Genomic DNA, 16293 nt, shown 5'->3' on the forward strand with positions numbered 1-16293 from the left:
GTTTGCACTATTTCGCAAAAACGCGCCGCGCCAGCGGCGCAACCCCCGGATTGTAACACGGGGGTAGAAAATACACAGTACCTCGACGGACGCCTTCATACGTCTGTTTTTTTCTGAAAATTCGCTAATAATCGTACTTTTGAAAGGATTTGCCACCTCATTGTCGAATTACTAATGCTGACTAAAAACAGGATGTGATAACGTGATTGAAATGCAAGACATTTGGAAGACTTACGTCGACGGTACCCATGCTCTGCGAGGAGTGTCCGTACGCATAGATCGCAATGAATTTGTGTATTTGGTAGGGCCTTCCGGGGCAGGGAAATCAACCTTCATGAAGCTGATCTATCGCGAGGAAGTGCCTACGAAAGGGCAGCTTTCCGTAAATGGTTTTAATATAGGCAAGCTTAAGCCGCGCAAAATTCCATTTGTACGGCGCAACATAGGCGTTATTTTTCAGGATTTTAGATTGCTTCCGAAGCTGACCGTGTTTGAAAATGTCGCTTTTGCAATGGAGGTTATCGAAGCACCTAAGCGGATTATTAAAAAACGGACGATGGAGGTTCTCGATCTCGTCGGTCTCAAGCATAAGCATGCCAGCCTGCCGGCCCAGCTTTCAGGGGGAGAACAGCAGCGTGTGTCGATTGCCCGGGCAATAGTGAATAACCCGTCGGTTATTGTAGCAGACGAGCCTACCGGCAACCTGGACCCGGAGACGTCCATGGAGATTATGGCTTTGCTGGAGGAAATCAACTTTCGCGGCTCGACCATCGTAATGGCGACGCATAACCGCGATATTGTAAACAGCTTGCGCAAGCGTGTCATCGCTATCGAGAATGGCTTGGTCGTTCGGGATGAGGCAAGAGGGGAGTACGGTTATGAAATTTAGAACCCTGCTCCGCCACCTTAGAGAAGGCTGTAAAAATATTATTCGCAACGGCTGGATGTCGTTTGCTTCCATTAGCTCGATTTTTATTTCGTTATTTTTGCTCGGGGCTTTTATGCTGCTGGCGCTGAATGTAAACAATTTTGCCTCCTCGGTGGAGAGCAAGGTGGAAATTCGCGTATTTCTGCAGCTGGATATAGACAAGGCGAAGATGGATGAGGTCGAGAATAAAATCCGCCTCATTCCTGAGGTGAAGAAGGTTACGCTGGTCACGAAGGAAGAGGGGCTCGAGGAGCTTCGCAAAAACCTGAGCGATGAAGGCTTGCTTGACGGCTATGATGATGCGAGCAATCCGCTGCCGGACTCTTTTACCGTAGAAGTATTTAAACCCCAGTCTGTCAGCAATGCAGCCACACAGATCGAGGCGCTTAACACAGGTGATGAAACAGCGCCAATTACGAGTGTGAAATATGGGGAAGGCAAAATCGAGACGCTGTTCAAAATTACGAATGCGGTACGTACAATTGGCCTCGTAATCGTGCTGGCGCTTACGGTTACGGCTATGTTCCTCATTTCCAACACGATTAAAGTGACGATTGTTGCCAGACGCCGGGAAATCGGCATTATGAAATTGGTAGGCGCGACGAATGCGTTTATCCGCTGGCCTTTTTTCATTGAAGGTGCGCTTATTGGCATGATTGCTTCGATATTGACGACTGTTGTACTGCTTGTCAGCTACGCGCAGTTTGTGAAAGTGACACAGGAGGGACTTGGGCTGATGATGCTTAGTCTCGTGTCGTTCCAGCAAGTTGGACTTGAAATTAGCGGTGTATTGATTGGACTGGGCACCTTGATCGGCATATGGGGAAGTACGATATCCATTCGAAAATATTTGAAAGTGTAGGTGGAAGCGTCGGTGAAGAGAAGAAATCTAATCGTTCTTATGGTGATAATGACGGTATTGCTGGTACAGCCACTCAGCAGTAGTGCCGCATCGCTGGACAGCATTAACAAGCAGCTTTCAGATGCCAAGAAGGCCATTGACAAAGCGCAGAAGGAAGCTGACGCGACAGAGCAGCAAAAGACGGAAGTATCGACACTCAAATCTGATGTACAAGCCTCAATTAAAGCGGTATTGGCACAGCTGGATGCTGTTGTAATCAATATGAATAATACGCAAGCAAAGGTTGATCAAACAGAATCGGAGCTTCAACAGGCTGGCGCGGAGCTGGTCGAGGCGGAAGGCCGCGTAAAAACGCGCGACATACTGATCCAGCAGCGTCTGCGGCTTATGTACGAGAACGGCTCGGTGTCGTATCTTGACGTCTTGCTGAATGCGAGCAGCTTTTCCGATTTTATTGACCGTTTTGATTCGCTCCAGCTTATTCTAAGCCAGGATCGCAGCATTTTAGAGCAAAACAAAGTCGATCAGGCATTGGTTGAAGAGAAAAAAGCTGAGGTCGAACAAAAGCTTGAAGAAGTCAAAACGATGTACACCAAGCTGCAAAATTACCAAAGCGATCTAGCGAAAAAAGAAGCACAGAAAAACAAGCTGGTTGCCGAATACGATCATCAGCTTGAGGATCTCGAAGATATAAGCGCAGAGCAGGAAGCGTTAATGATTGAATTCGCGCAAAAGGTATCCGAGCTGGAAGCTGAGAAGGTAGCGAAGCTAGAGGCGGAAAGAATCGCGCGTGAAAAGGCGGCAGCCGCAGCGGCAGCTCAAGCGGGCACAGGAAATGGCAGCAGCGGAGGCGGAAGCGGCGGTGCGGTCTATACAGGCGGCAAGCTGGGCATGCCTATTTTTGACTCGTATCGTGTCAGCTCGGGCTACGGCTACCGGATTCACCCGATTACGGGCGCTAAGAAGCTCCATACTGGCATCGACTTTGCAGCTCCGCAGGGAACGGCTATTCATGCAGCGGAAAGCGGCGTTGTTATTCTGGCGCAGCGCTGGAGCGGTTATGGCAATGCCGTTATTATCGATCATGGCGGCGGCATGTGGACGCTGTATGGCCACATTCGCGAAGGCGGCATTAAAGTAAGCAAAGGCGACAGTGTTACAAAAGGACAAAAAATTGCCGAGGTTGGCAGCACGGGCAATTCCACCGGACCGCATTTGCATTTTGAGGTGCGTATTAACGGTACAACAACTGATCCAAGCAGCTATTTAAAATAGGGCGATCAGCAACAACCGGCAGCCTTCGTGCTGCCCTTGTTTGAAATATAAGCATTTATATGTGATTTATTAATAAATTAGCTTCTATTACTTTGTTAAACGGGCGTTGCCGCCAAGGATGGCAACGCCGTTTTACGCTTGTCTTGAAAAATATGGAATAAGCAGGTCGCTGGGCAGACGCAAATAAATGAACAGAACTTGTCATATACTAGGGCATGTCTTCCAAGCGGGAAGGCATGAACTGAAGTAGGTTCTATTTGATGCTGTGGTCAAACGAGAAGGTGGTGTCCTGGATATGCAGTTTAGAGGCCGTACAGTCATTGCTTTTGTAATGATTACGATGCTCGCTTCTGTTCTGGTCACGCTTGTAGTCGCTCGCGATCTTGTCGTGAGCAGTTATCAGGCGTCGGGCTCCGCTCCGGCAGCTGCCGAAACTAGCGGGCAACATGATCTGAAGGAAGCTGAGATTGACAAAATGAATGCGGTGCTGGATTTGATTGAAACCAAATACGTGAAGAAGACGGATCGTGAAGAGCTGGTAGACGGCGCAGTCAAAGGCATGCTGGAATCGCTGGATGATCCTTACTCCGTTTATATGGAGAAGACGTCGGCGCAGCATTTTTCCGAGTCCATCGAAGGGTCCTTCACCGGTATTGGTGCGGAAGTGACGCTGCAAAACGGGAAGCTCGTCATCGTATCCCCGATCAAAGGCTCTCCTGCCGAACGGGCTGGACTGCTGGCGAAGGATGTCGTCATTTCGGTCAACGGAGAGAAGCTGGAGGGCCTTGGACTGAACGAGGCGGTAGACAAAATTCGCGGCCCGAAAGGGACGAAGGCCAAGCTGCAAATCCAGCGGGCAGGCACAAGCGAATCGATACAGCTGATTTTAATACGGGATGATATTGATGTGGAAACCGTATATGCCCATTTGTCCGATGACCGGATTGGCGTCATTGAAATCAGCCAATTTTCGCTCAATACTGCTGATCGCTTCAAGGAAGAGCTTGCTCGTCTGGAGCAGGAAGCGAAACAGCAGGCAGCAAGGCAGGCTCAAGCACAGTCTGGCGCCCAAGGCGGCGAAGGAGCAGGCGACAAGGGGCAGCAAGGGCTTAAAGGACTCGTGATTGACGTCCGCAATAATCCTGGCGGCGTACTGCCAGTCGTTGTGGAAATTGCCGAGCAGTTTATTGCGAAGGGCGATGCGATTGTCCAGGTGGAGGATCGCGACGGCAAGCGGGAGAAGACGTTGTCCAAGGGCAGCAGCAAAGCTTATCCGGTCGCCGTAGTCATGAACAAAGGCAGCGCCAGCGCCTCGGAAATATTGGCTGGCGCGCTTGGCGAGGAAGCAGGTGCGATACTTGTTGGCGAGACGACGTTCGGTAAAGGAACGGTACAGGTCAGCTATAATAAAGCGCTTGGCGATGGCAGTCTGGTTAAAATGACGATCGCCAAGTGGCTGACGCCAGAAGGCATCTGGATTCATGAGAAGGGTGTTGAGCCGACCGTTGCCGTAGCTCCACCTTCGCTCTACACCGTTGCGCGGCTGACGCTAACGGAAACGTTGCAGCGCGATATGAACAATGAGCAAATTCGCAGTGCGCAAATTATGCTTAAGGGGCTTGGGTATGAGCCTAAGCGTGACGATGGTTATTTCAATGAGGAAACCGTGCAGGCGGTTAAGCAATTCCAGCGAAAATCGAGTCTGCCGGAGACGGGACAACTGGACAAGACGACGGCCGCAGCATTAGAGAAGGCGGTCGTTGCTTGGATTAAAGACAAGAACAACGATGTACAGCTTCGAGAAGCGATTGAACGTGTAGGCAGGAAATAACGCCTCGTTGTCGAATCCATTACAAGGTTGACTCTGTCTTCGGAGTCAGCCTTTTCTTTTGAATAGACCGTATGTGTAAGACAGGAAAAAGCTGCTAAGGCGGATATAGGAACAAGTTGGTTAAAATGAAGGAGTGTATGCGGTGAATCAGGCTCTTGCTTTGTTGCAGCAATTCCAGCTGGCGTTGCTTCAACTGCTGGTACAACCTTTTTATTATGTGGCTATTTTATTTATTTTGCTCCAATACACGAAGCAGATCAAGCTTGAACGGCAATTGTTCGCCGTCAAGCTGCATATATGGCCCCGGCTGCTCGGCCGGGCAATCGTCACAGGCTTGCTGGTAGGCATAGCTGTATCTCTCATAGGCGCTTTTATCGGCGTTACCGTTACCCAGCAATCGGTGATGTGGCTATGGGGCGTATCAGCGCTGCTGATGCTGTTTCGCATTCGTTACTTATGCTTTGCTTATGCAGCAGGCGTACTTGGCCTGCTGCAATGGATCGTTGGATTTACGCCGCTGGCTTCGGGCGAAGGCCTAGTCGGTCAAGCTGCGGCTTCACTCGCCGCCATGGATATGACAGGGCTGTTCATGCTGGTAGCTCTGCTGCATTTGGCAGAGGCGCTGCTCGTGCGAAATCAGGGCGGCAAGCTGGCGACGCCACTGTTCCTCTCGGGCAAAAGAGGAAAAATTGTCGGCGGCTACATGCTGCAAAGCTTCTGGCCGGTGCCTTTGCTGCTGCTCGTTCCCATTGGCGGTGGTGCAGGCGCAGGCGCTTCAACAGCAGCATTGCCTTGGACCCCTCTGCTCGGCGCGGACTGGTCCCAGGGCTGGACGATTGCCGCGCTGCCGATGATTATTGGCTTTAGCGAATTGACACGCTCGATGCTGCCTGAGGAGAAGGCAAGGCACGCCGCAAAAGGCTTGCTGCTTTACAGCGTCGTACTCGCGGCTGCAGCTTTGCTGGCTTGGTGGCTGCCCATGCTGCTGCCGATTGCCGCGCTTTGCTCGCTGCTGCTCCATGAAGCGATCATCTGGCGCAGCCGCAGGCTGGAAAATGCCAGCAGCCCGCTATTCGTTCATGACCAGCGCGGCTTGCGCTTGCTGGGCATTTTGCCGCAAACGCCGGCTGAGGCGCTGGGACTTCAGGCAGGCGAAATTATTTCCAAGGTTAATGGCGTGCGTGTACATTCGAAAGCCGATCTGCATGCCGCGCTGCATCTCAACTCCGCTTTCTGCAAGCTGGAAGTGCTGAACTATGCGGGCGAAGTCAAGTTTGTGCAGCGAGCGCGTTATGAAAATGAGCATCATCAGCTTGGTGTTATTTTGGCTCCGGATGAGGATGCGAATTTCTATGCGGCACCAGGGCCTGCTTCGCTGATCGACTTGTTGAGGCGCAAGCGTACTGCGCATCGTCGGGGTTCATCTTCAGTGCCAGCTCCTGTGAAAAGCGCAGCTTCTGGTGAAAAAACATCAGTATAGCACAAGCTGCGGTACTAACGTTCTTAATAGCTTTTGTCCGGGTTTGCTGGACGGGCTGAATCGCAAATATCGTTCGAAAAGCGTTCTGACAGACTTCTGTTTCTGTCAGGACGCTTTTTTTATTTGACCTAACGTAGGGGAATTTAGCTGGTTGCAACGGAGAATGCTTAGAGCTATAATAAACGGGAACACATATTCTTATAAAAGAGCAGACTTGTCAGCAACAAGTGGAAGTACTTGTAACAGCCTGAACGAATGGAGGCATGCTGCTTCTTTTGCACGATATAGACTATAATGATAGATAGCTAAGGAAGGAAGAAGGAGTGGATGGCTGAAGTGAGTAATCTTACCCCGCAAGCCCGCAACTTTGAGATTAAGTCCGATTATACGCCGCAAGGCGACCAGCCGCGTGCCATTAAGCAGCTGGTTGAAGGCGTTGAGGCAGGACAGAGGTTTCAAACGCTGCTGGGTGCGACTGGAACGGGAAAAACCTATACGATTGCCAATATGATTGCGCAGGTTAATCGACCTACGCTCGTTATTGCGCATAACAAGACGCTGGCAGCGCAGCTGTGCAGCGAATTTAAGTCATTTTTCCCCGATAATGCCGTGGAATATTTCGTCAGCTATTACGATTATTTTCAGCCGGAAGCTTATATTCCTTCAACAGATACGTATATTGAGAAGGATTCGAGCATCAATGAAGAGATTGACAAGCTGCGCCACTCGTCGACCAGCTCGCTGTTCGAACGCAGAGACGTCATTGTTGTAGCCAGCGTCTCCTGTATTTATGGCTTAGGTTCGCCAAAGGAGTACGGCAGTATGCTGCTGTCGCTGCGCGTAGGGATGGAGAAGCCCCGTGATGCGATCTTGCATAAGCTTGTCGATATTCAATACCAGCGCAACGATATTAACTTTATTCGCGGGACATTCCGTGTCCGTGGCGATATTATAGAGATTTTCCCCGTTGCCAATAATGAGCGGGCGATTAGAATTGAACTGTTCGGCGATGAGATTGAACGGATTACGGAAATCGACGTTCTGACCGGCGAGATCGTGGGCGAGCGTGAGCATGTAGCGATTTTCCCGGCATCTCACTTCGTTACCCATGAGGATACGATGAAGCTAGCGCTCATTAATATTGAACGTGAGCTGGAGGAGAGGCTTGCCGAGCTTAAGGAAGCGGGCAAGCTGCTGGAAGCGCAGCGGCTTGAGCAGCGTACTCGCTATGACATTGAGATGATGAGCGAGATGGGTTTTTGCTCAGGCATCGAGAACTATTCGGGTCCATTGACGTTCCGGGAACGGGGAGCGACGCCTTACACGCTCTTCGACTATTTTCCGGATGACATGCTCATTGTTATTGACGAGTCGCATGTATCTTTGCCACAGATTCGGGCGATGTATAATGGCGACCGGGCAAGGAAGGAAATGCTCGTAAATCACGGCTTCCGGCTGCCATCGGCGATGGACAATCGGCCGCTTAAATTCGAGGAGTTTGAGGCGAAGGCGAAGCAGACGATCTATGTCTCCGCTACGCCTGGTCCTTTTGAGCTGGAGCAATGCCCGACAATGGTAGAGCAAATTATTCGGCCGACTGGCCTGCTTGATCCGATCATTGAGCTTCGTCCGACGAAGGGACAGATTGATGATTTGCTGGGCGAAATCCGTGATCGGGTTGCGAAGGATGAGCGGGTATTGGTCACAACGCTGACGAAGAAGATGGCGGAGGACCTGACCGATTATTTTAAGGAAATTGGTGTGAAGGTGCGTTATTTGCACTCGGATATTAAGACGCTGGAGCGGATTGCGATATTGCGCGACCTAAGACTTGGCGTTTTCCACGTGCTAGTTGGCATTAACCTGCTTCGGGAAGGGCTTGATCTGCCTGAAGTATCACTGGTAGCGATTTTGGATGCGGATAAGGAAGGCTTCCTGCGCTCAGACCGCTCGCTCATTCAAACGATTGGACGGGCGGCACGCAATAGCGAAGGCCGGGTTATCATGTATGGCGATAAGGTGACAGATTCGATGGGCCGTGCGATGAAGGAAACAGAGCGTCGTCGGACGATTCAAGAAGCTTTCAATGAGAAGCATGGCATTACGCCGCAGACGATTCGCAAGAAAGTGCTGGAAGTGATTGAAGCGACCAAGGTCGCTGAGCAGAAGGCTGATTATTTGGCGGATGCCGGATCTGGCAAGATGTCGAAGAAGGACCGTCAGTCGATGATTAATCGATTGGAAGTCGAAATGAAGGATGCAGCGAAAAACCTGCAATTTGAGCGGGCAGCCGAGCTTCGGGACGCGTTGTTGGAGCTGCGTGCGGGAATGTAGAAGCGAAAGAAGAGAATGGATAGGAAAGAGGAGGCAATAAGATTGGGTAGCGACAAAATTGTAGTAAAAGGCGCTCGTGCACACAATTTGAAAAATATTGATGTCACCATTCCGCGCGACAAGTTTGTTGTATTAACGGGACTGAGCGGCTCAGGCAAATCATCCCTAGCTTTTGATACGATTTACGCCGAAGGACAGCGCCGCTATGTGGAGTCTTTATCTGCCTATGCCAGACAGTTTCTCGGCCAGATGGAGAAGCCGGATGTGGATTCCATTGAAGGTTTGTCTCCGGCCATTTCGATTGATCAGAAGACGACGAGCCGCAATCCGCGCTCCACTGTAGGTACAGTAACGGAAATCTACGATTACCTTCGCTTGTTGTTCGCACGAATTGGCAAGCCTCATTGCCCGGAGCATGGGATCGAGATTACTTCGCAGACCGTTGGGCAAATGGTTGACCGCATTATGGAATATCCCGAGAAGACGAAGCTGCAAATTTTGGCGCCGCTCGTATCCGGCCGCAAGGGCGAGCATACGAAGCTGTTTGCCGACATTCAGAAGCAGGGCTTTGTCCGCGTTCGCGTAAATGGCGAGCTGCGTGAGCTAAGTGAGAAGATCGAGCTGGAGAAAAATAAAAAACATAGCATTGAGGTCGTTGTTGACCGCATCGTTGTGAAGGCAGATGTGCACAGCCGCTTGGCTGATTCAATAGAGACGGCGCTTAAATTGGCCGATGGCCGGGTGCTCGTTGACGTAATGGAGAAAGAAGAGCTGTTGTTCAGCTCAAACCTGGCTTGTCCAGTGTGCGGCTTTAGTGTAGAGGAGCTCGCTCCGCGGATGTTTTCGTTCAACAGCCCGTTCGGTGCTTGTCCTGATTGCGACGGACTAGGTGCCAAGATGATCGTTGATCCGGATCTGCTCGTTCCCGATATGAGCAAATCGATTAAAGAAGCGGCTTTCCTTGCCTGGGCCGGAAGTACATCCAATTATTATCCTCAGTTTTTAAGCTCGGTTTGTGAGCATTATGGCATTCCACAGGATGTGCCGGTTTCTGAGCTTAGCGAGGAGCAAATGAATAAGCTGCTTTATGGTACCGGAGGAGAACGTGTTCGCTTCCTATATGAAAATGATTTTGGCCATCGTAAAGAGGCTTATGTGCCGTTTGAAGGTATCGTTAACAATTTGGAACGGCGCTACCGCGAGACGGCGTCTGATTCCATGCGGGAACACATTGAAGCTTATATGAGTGCCAAGCCTTGTGGCGGCTGTAAAGGCCAACGACTGCGCAAGGAAACACTTGCTGTAACGATTGCCTCCCAGAACATCGCCCATGTCACTTCGCTCTCGATTGGCGATTCACAGCGCTTCTTCGAAGGACTGGTATTAACGGAGAAGGAACAGACGATTGCCAATCTGATTTTGAAGGAAATCAACAGCCGGCTAGGCTTCCTTGTCAATGTCGGGCTGGAATATTTGGCGATGAACCGGGCGGCTGGAACATTGTCCGGCGGTGAAGCGCAGCGGATTCGATTGGCAACGCAAATCGGTTCGAGCCTGATGGGTGTTCTTTATATTTTGGATGAGCCGAGCATCGGCCTGCATCAGCGGGACAATGATCGGCTGATTGAGACGCTCGTGCATATGCGGAATATCGGCAATACGCTTATTGTTGTAGAGCATGATGAGGATACGATGCTGGCGGCTGACTACATTATCGACATTGGCCCTGGTGCGGGCATTCATGGCGGTACCGTTATCGCCGAAGGAACACCGGCGGAAATCATGAACAATGAGCATTCGTTGACGGGCCAATATTTGAGCGGGCGCAAGTTTATTGAGGTGCCGCTGGAGCGTCGTGCTGCGGGCGACAAATGGCTGGAGGTTCGCGGTGCGAAGGAAAACAATCTGCGCGGCGTCAATGTAAAAATTCCGCTTGGCATTTTTACGGCGGTTACTGGCGTATCGGGTTCGGGCAAATCGACCTTCGTCAATGAAATCGTATATAAGACGCTGGCGCGCGATTTGAACAGAGCGAGAACACGTCCAGGACAATATAAGGAAATGCGCGGAATCGAGCATTTGGAGAAAGTCATTGATATTGACCAATCGCCAATTGGTAGAACGCCACGCTCGAATCCCGCTACGTATACAGGTATGTTTGATGACGTGCGCGACCTTTACGCCTCGACGAATGAGTCCAAGGTACGGGGCTATAAGAAGGGCAGATTCAGCTTTAATGTGAAGGGCGGCCGCTGTGAGGCTTGCCGTGGGGATGGCATTATCAAGATTGAAATGCATTTCTTGCCTGACGTGTATGTCCCTTGCGAAATTTGCAAAGGCAAGCGTTACAATCGCGAAACGCTGGAAGTTAAATATAAAGGCAAGAGCATTTCCGATGTACTCGAAATGACAATTGAGGATGGCTGCAAGTTTTTCGAAAATATTCCGAGAATCCAGCGCAAATTGCAGACACTGCTTGATGTAGGCTTAGGTTATATGCGTCTGGGACAACCTGCTACGACATTGTCTGGGGGCGAAGCACAGCGTGTTAAGCTGGCTTCCGAGCTGTATCGCCGGAGTACAGGGAAAACGATGTACATTTTGGATGAGCCGACGACAGGCCTGCATGCTGATGATATTGACCGTCTGTTGATGGTGCTGCACCGCCTAGTTGATTCGGGTGAATCGGTACTCGTCATTGAGCATAATCTGGACGTCATTAAGACAGCCGATTATTTGATCGATTTGGGACCGGAAGGCGGAAGCGGCGGAGGAATGATCGTTGCAACGGGAACGCCGGAGGAAGTGGCGAAGGTAGACAAGTCCTATACAGGGAAATACCTGAAGCCAATTATGGAGCGTGACCGGGAACGAACCATTCAGCGGCGTGAGACGGAATCTTCCGTTGCTGCAGCCTCTAATTAAGCTTGGTGTTGCAAGGCTAGCTAACCGATGTTGGCTAGCCTTTTTTTTCTATGTCTGATTTTGCCTCTATTCACATTCCATAACGGTTTCAGGTTATAAGGTTGGGCAAAGCTGGACAACGTATAAGGAGATAGTTAAAGCCGCATCGCAAGCATTTCCTTAGTGTCCGCCTAAAGCGTTCTGTAAGAACGCAGCTTCGTAAGCATCAACTATTGTTTTCGGATTTCACCCTTAGCGAGGAAAAGAATCAAGAAATCAGAAAACAAAGCGGCCGGAAGTTCAACCTTTCTAGCAGTGGCGACCAACTCCCTCATGCTAATCAATCGTTCAGCTTATATGGATGGACAAACGTGACAAAGTTGTTACGAAAACAGATTCGGACTTGCGTCAGGCGCATGGAAAAGATAACATATAGGTTAGGATAGGATGCGTATGGCCAAATAGATTTTTTAGTTTGGAAGACAGGTCCTAAAGCAAGTGGAATGGAGCAAAAGCTTAACTGTGGGAGGGGTCATTCAAATGTTTTTGGCAGAAGAAGCAGCACAAGCGACCAGCAACATTAATACGTTTGACTGGTTCATGCTTGCGTTTACAATTTTGTTATTGATCGGCTTTGTCCGGTTGGTCAGAGAGCGCAAGAAGAACATTTTCGCGATTGGTTTCACAGCTGTATCTTTGGGGTTGTTCGTGTTTATTGATTACATCATGATCACCAAAGTATGGTTGGCATAAGGAAAAACAAAAAAAGTCCGCCCAAGTTGAATCCAACCTGGGCGGACTTTTTTTGATAGCTACTTGACAATATACTAGTGATCCGATAGGATTTAAATCAAAACTGACTGACGAGTCAATCGATGGAGGCGATGCTGTTATCGGGACCGTAGATCGCAATACGGCGAACAATGCGGAGCGCAAACGCCAAATTATGGAGTCCGCACTGAAACGTTTTGCCCTTCATGGTTACCATTCGACGAAAGTATCGGATATCGTAGCGGATGCAGGTGTCGCACAAGGCACTTTCTATTGGTATTTTAAAAGCAAGGAAGCTATAGCTATAGAAATTGTTCAGGATGGCCGGGAGAGGCTGCTTACGGTTATTGGACAAGGCTACCGTAAAAATGCTGGTTCGGTGCAGGATATGGTATCGGCCTCCGAGCATCTACTGACCGAGCTGTTTCATTTTGCCAAGCAAAATCGTTACTTAATGGGCATGCTGCTTGATGGCACGGGCTTCAGCGAAGTCGTTAGACAGGAAATAACGGTAACTCAAATGGCGATGGAGCAATCTTTTGTGCTAAATATTGAACGCGCCACTGAGCTGGGCATGCTGCCGGGTACCATTGATGCCAAGCTGCGAGCGGCATTTCTGATGAGCCTCATTGAAGGCGTGCTGTCTCGTTGGCTGTTTCGCAGTTCGCCGGAAAGCGATGCTATTGCGGTAAAATCTGCGGAATTGCTGGCTGCGGAAACGGCGCGATTTGAATTTTTCGGATTATTAGGCATTTAGCTGCATTTCCCTGCGAAAGCCGGACACATTAATAAGCAACCATACAATATTAGAGAAGCTATGAAGGAGAGAGTGGAAGATGAGGATTCAAACGAAAAAAACAACATTATTTATGATGACAGCTATTTTGCTGTTGGCTGTTATTGTGGCGGGCTGCGGCTCGAAGAGCGGCAACAGCGAAAATGCAGGTTCGGCTTCGCCTACAGCGGAAGCAGGGACAGCGGCTCCTGCCAATTTGCTGGAGCAGGTGAAGCAAGCTGGTGTAATCAAGGTAGGCTTGATGGGAACTTATGCGCCGTATAACTTTTTGAACGACAACAAGGAAATGGATGGCTTCGATGCGGATATTGCAAAAGAAATAGCCAAGCGCCTTGGTGTAAAAGCCGAGTTTGTCGCACAGGAGTTTTCCGGTATGATTGCCGGTCTGCAAGCGAAAAAATTTGATGTAGTCATCAGCCAAATGACGATTACGGACGAGCGCAAGGAGCAAATGGATTTTACAGAGCCGTATATTACGAACTCCGTTAAAATCATCGTTGCCGAGAAAAACGACACGATTACGAAGCTGGCTGATTTTAAAGGCAAAAACATTGGAGTAGGACTCGGCACAAACGATGAAACGTATCTTCGCAAAACGGTGCTTCCTGAAGTCGGCGACTTCACCATCAAAACCTATGATGATGTAATCACGTCGCTGCAGGATTTGAATGCAGGCCGTATTGATGCGACGATCAACAACATGTATGCACTAAAACCGATCGTCGAGAAAAATAGCTTCAAAATCAAAGCAGTTGGCGACCCAATCAAATCGGACCAAGCAGGCATCGCGGTGCGCAAGGACAATCCGGAATTCCGCGACGCGCTGAACGAAGCTTTGAAGGCGATGAAAGCTGACGGCACATATAAAACTATTTTTGTAAAATGGTTCGGCGAGGAGCCAGCGGCGGAATAAGCCCGGCTCTCGTCACAATATATGGATTTATAAGTTTCACCTTGCAAAACCACGTAAACGGAAGGGAACCTTCACGTTATGAATCTCGTTTTTGAAAATTTCTTTTTTCTGCTCAAGGGCGCTTATTATACGCTGCTGCTGACGATTATGTCGATGTTTTTTGGCCTCATCATCGGTGGAGTAGTAGCGATTGCCCGTTTGAAGGGCAACCGCCCCATTCGGCTATTGGCGCGGGGTTACGTCTCAATTATTCGCGGAACCCCGGTGCTTATCCAAATTTTTGTCGTTTATTATGGGCTGGTTGATTACGGCATTGTGTTCGGTCCGCTGACGGCGGCAACTCTGGCGCTGAGCATTAATGTGGGGGCGTATTTATCGGAGACGTTCCGCGGGGCGATTTTGTCCATTCCAAAGGGACAGATGGAGGCCGCTTATGCGACGGGCATGACCTCATGGCAGGCGCTGTACCGGATCGTGCTTCCGCAGGCGGCGAGGGTGGCCATACCGCCAATGGGCAATACGTTTATCGGAATGCTCAAGGAGACATCACTTGTTTCTTTTATTACCGTAACCGAGCTGCTGCGACAGGCGAATTTGCTTATTGCGCAGTATTACGTCAATATGCCGTTTTATATCGGAATTGGAGTTATGTACTGGGTGATGAGCACCGCTTTTTCAGCTATTTTGGAAGCTATTGAGAAGCGCTTGTCCAAGGCTTATTAAGGTTGGGGCGTGAGAAATACGATGATTAAGACGGAGAAATTAACGAAATCTTTTCAGGGCGCCGAGGTGCTAAAGGGCATTAATCTTCAGGTCGATGCGGGGGAGATCATTGTGCTGCTTGGGCCAAGCGGTTCGGGAAAAAGCACGCTGCTTCGCTGCCTGAATGGGCTGGAGACGCTAAGCGGAGGCAGTATTGAGATGAACGGTGTTCGCCTGGATACACAAATGAAGCCACGCGAGCGCAATCAGAATGTCCGAACCATACGACGTCATAGCGGGATGGTATTTCAGCAGTTTAACTTGTACCCGCATAAAACGGCGCTGGGCAACGTCATTGAATCGCTGCTCGTCGTGAAAAAGCTGCCAAGAAGCGAAGCCGTCGCTATCGGCAAAAAAATGCTGGAGCGCGTCGGGCTTGAAGGCAAGCTGGATGCTTATCCATCAAGGCTGTCTGGCGGGCAGCAGCAGCGGGTAGCGATTGCCCGGGCGCTCGCGATGGAGCCGGATGTTTTATTGTTTGACGAGCCTACGTCTGCGCTTGATCCGGAATTGGTCGGCGAGGTGCTCGATGTGATGCAGCAGCTGGCACGCGAAGGGATGACGATGCTGGTGGTGACGCATGAAATGGCTTTCGCCCGTCATGTAGCGAACCGGGTTGTGTTTATGGATGACGGGCAAATTGTCGAGGAGGCTGCGCCGGAGGTGTTTTTCGACCATCCGGCTACCGAACGGGCTCGCCGATTTCTGAACAAGCTGGGCCAGCACAGAGGATTGCAGCAAGAGCAGCAATAACGAACAACAAAGTTAAAGTAGGAGGCTTGGCCTTCGATTCTTACGAAAGAAAGAGGGTACACCGCAATGAAGGTTACAACAACATGGACAGGCAAACGTGCATTTACATCTGTAGGGCCATCAGGCTACAGCGTTGGGATGGATGCGACAGCAGCATATGGCGGCGACGGGCAAGGAGCTACACCGATGGAGCTGCTGCTGGCGGGCCTCGCGGGCTGTATCGGCATCGATATTACGATGATTATGGATGCGTTCCTTGGTTCAATCACCAGCATCGAGATTGATGCGGAAGGCACGCGCAAAGAGGAGATGCCGAAGGGCTTTACGGCCATCGATCTTATTTTCAAAGTGAATGGCGATGTGCCGGATTACCGCATTTGGAAAGCGATTGAGCTGGGCAAGGAAAAATATTGCGCGGTCTCGGATTCGCTGAAAGCGGACATTCGTTACCGGCTTGTGCTTAACGGGGTAGAAATGACGCGGGGATAAGCGTGTTGGAGCATATATAAAAGAAAGAGTCGAATTCCAAGGCAGCCGTGAGCGGTCCGGAATTCGACTCTTTCTTTTAAAGAATAGATCATCTAGATTGGGAGGTTAAGAAAATTTTTATGGAAATAAGTAGGGATATTATGAGTGTTATTATCACTAAAAGCAGTAAGCCGCATGCTAAAAATAATGGATGAA

At 50.0% G+C, this 16293-nt stretch carries 13 protein-coding genes; all 13 read left to right on the plus strand.

Annotation, left to right across the window (positions count from 1 at the left end):
• The first annotated feature begins 202 nt into the window (after nt 1–202).
• The gene (ftsE, locus tag WH37_RS06335; RefSeq protein ID WP_046229739.1) at nt 203–889 is read left to right on the plus strand and encodes a cell division ATP-binding protein FtsE; all 687 of its coding nucleotides are present in this window, start codon (nt 203–205) and stop codon (nt 887–889) included.
• On the plus strand, nt 879–1790 hold the full coding sequence (ftsX, locus tag WH37_RS06340) for a permease-like cell division protein FtsX (protein ID WP_046229740.1): 912 nt from the start codon (nt 879–881) through the stop codon (nt 1788–1790). The genes ftsE and ftsX overlap by 11 nt, the downstream gene beginning before the upstream one ends.
• A gap of 12 nt (nt 1791–1802) precedes the next feature.
• A complete protein-coding gene (locus tag WH37_RS06345) occupies nt 1803–3065 on the plus strand; it encodes a murein hydrolase activator EnvC family protein (protein WP_046229741.1) in 1263 nt (420 codons plus the stop codon).
• 295 nt (nt 3066–3360) lie between these two features.
• On the plus strand, nt 3361–4896 hold the full coding sequence (locus WH37_RS06350) for a S41 family peptidase (protein WP_046229742.1): 1536 nt from the start codon (nt 3361–3363) through the stop codon (nt 4894–4896).
• 142 nt (nt 4897–5038) lie between these two features.
• Entirely contained in the window at nt 5039–6376 is a 1338-nt protein-coding gene (locus tag WH37_RS06355; RefSeq protein ID WP_046229743.1) for a PDZ domain-containing protein, read from the plus strand.
• A 336-nt stretch (nt 6377–6712) separates the two neighbouring features.
• A complete protein-coding gene (gene uvrB / locus WH37_RS06360; protein ID WP_046229764.1) occupies nt 6713–8710 on the plus strand; it encodes an excinuclease ABC subunit UvrB in 1998 nt (665 codons plus the stop codon).
• 42 nt (nt 8711–8752) lie between these two features.
• Nucleotides 8753–11635: an excinuclease ABC subunit UvrA gene (uvrA, locus tag WH37_RS06365; protein WP_046229744.1), complete on the plus strand. Its 2883-nt coding sequence runs from the start codon at nt 8753–8755 to the stop codon at nt 11633–11635.
• A 519-nt stretch (nt 11636–12154) separates the two neighbouring features.
• Complete coding sequence (locus WH37_RS06370) at nt 12155–12367, plus strand: hypothetical protein (protein ID WP_046229745.1); 213 nt, start codon at nt 12155–12157, stop codon at nt 12365–12367.
• Between the two features lie 193 nt (nt 12368–12560).
• On the plus strand, nt 12561–13142 hold the full coding sequence (locus tag WH37_RS06375; RefSeq protein WP_052736841.1) for a TetR/AcrR family transcriptional regulator: 582 nt from the start codon (nt 12561–12563) through the stop codon (nt 13140–13142).
• 79 nt (nt 13143–13221) lie between these two features.
• Nucleotides 13222–14094: a transporter substrate-binding domain-containing protein gene (locus tag WH37_RS06380; RefSeq protein ID WP_046229747.1), complete on the plus strand. Its 873-nt coding sequence runs from the start codon at nt 13222–13224 to the stop codon at nt 14092–14094.
• A 78-nt stretch (nt 14095–14172) separates the two neighbouring features.
• The gene (locus WH37_RS06385; RefSeq protein WP_046229748.1) at nt 14173–14817 is read left to right on the plus strand and encodes an amino acid ABC transporter permease; all 645 of its coding nucleotides are present in this window, start codon (nt 14173–14175) and stop codon (nt 14815–14817) included.
• A 21-nt stretch (nt 14818–14838) separates the two neighbouring features.
• A complete protein-coding gene (locus tag WH37_RS06390; protein ID WP_046229749.1) occupies nt 14839–15609 on the plus strand; it encodes an amino acid ABC transporter ATP-binding protein in 771 nt (256 codons plus the stop codon).
• 66 nt (nt 15610–15675) lie between these two features.
• A complete protein-coding gene (locus WH37_RS06395) occupies nt 15676–16098 on the plus strand; it encodes an OsmC family protein (protein ID WP_046229750.1) in 423 nt (140 codons plus the stop codon).
• Nucleotides 16099–16293: the final 195 nt, after the last annotated feature.

The organism is Paenibacillus algorifonticola, assembly GCF_000971975.1.
GTDB classification, from domain to species: domain Bacteria; phylum Bacillota; class Bacilli; order Paenibacillales; family Paenibacillaceae; genus Pristimantibacillus; species Pristimantibacillus algorifonticola.

What these genes read in the sequence shown, in the direction of transcription:
- WH37_RS06385 (WP_046229748.1), top strand. Translation starts at nt 14,173, where the DNA reads ATGAATCTCGTTTTTGAAAATTTCTTTTTTCTGCTCAAGGGCGCTTAT.
- WH37_RS06370 (WP_046229745.1), top strand. Translation starts at nt 12,155, where the DNA reads ATGTTTTTGGCAGAAGAAGCAGCACAAGCGACCAGCAACATTAATACG.
- WH37_RS06395 (WP_046229750.1), top strand. Translation starts at nt 15,676, where the DNA reads ATGAAGGTTACAACAACATGGACAGGCAAACGTGCATTTACATCTGTA.
- WH37_RS06350 (WP_046229742.1), top strand. Translation starts at nt 3,361, where the DNA reads ATGCAGTTTAGAGGCCGTACAGTCATTGCTTTTGTAATGATTACGATG.
- WH37_RS06380 (WP_046229747.1), top strand. Translation starts at nt 13,222, where the DNA reads ATGAGGATTCAAACGAAAAAAACAACATTATTTATGATGACAGCTATT.
- WH37_RS06375 (WP_052736841.1), top strand. Translation starts at nt 12,561, where the DNA reads ATGGAGTCCGCACTGAAACGTTTTGCCCTTCATGGTTACCATTCGACG.
- ftsX (WP_046229740.1), top strand. Translation starts at nt 879, where the DNA reads ATGAAATTTAGAACCCTGCTCCGCCACCTTAGAGAAGGCTGTAAAAAT.
- WH37_RS06390 (WP_046229749.1), top strand. Translation starts at nt 14,839, where the DNA reads ATGATTAAGACGGAGAAATTAACGAAATCTTTTCAGGGCGCCGAGGTG.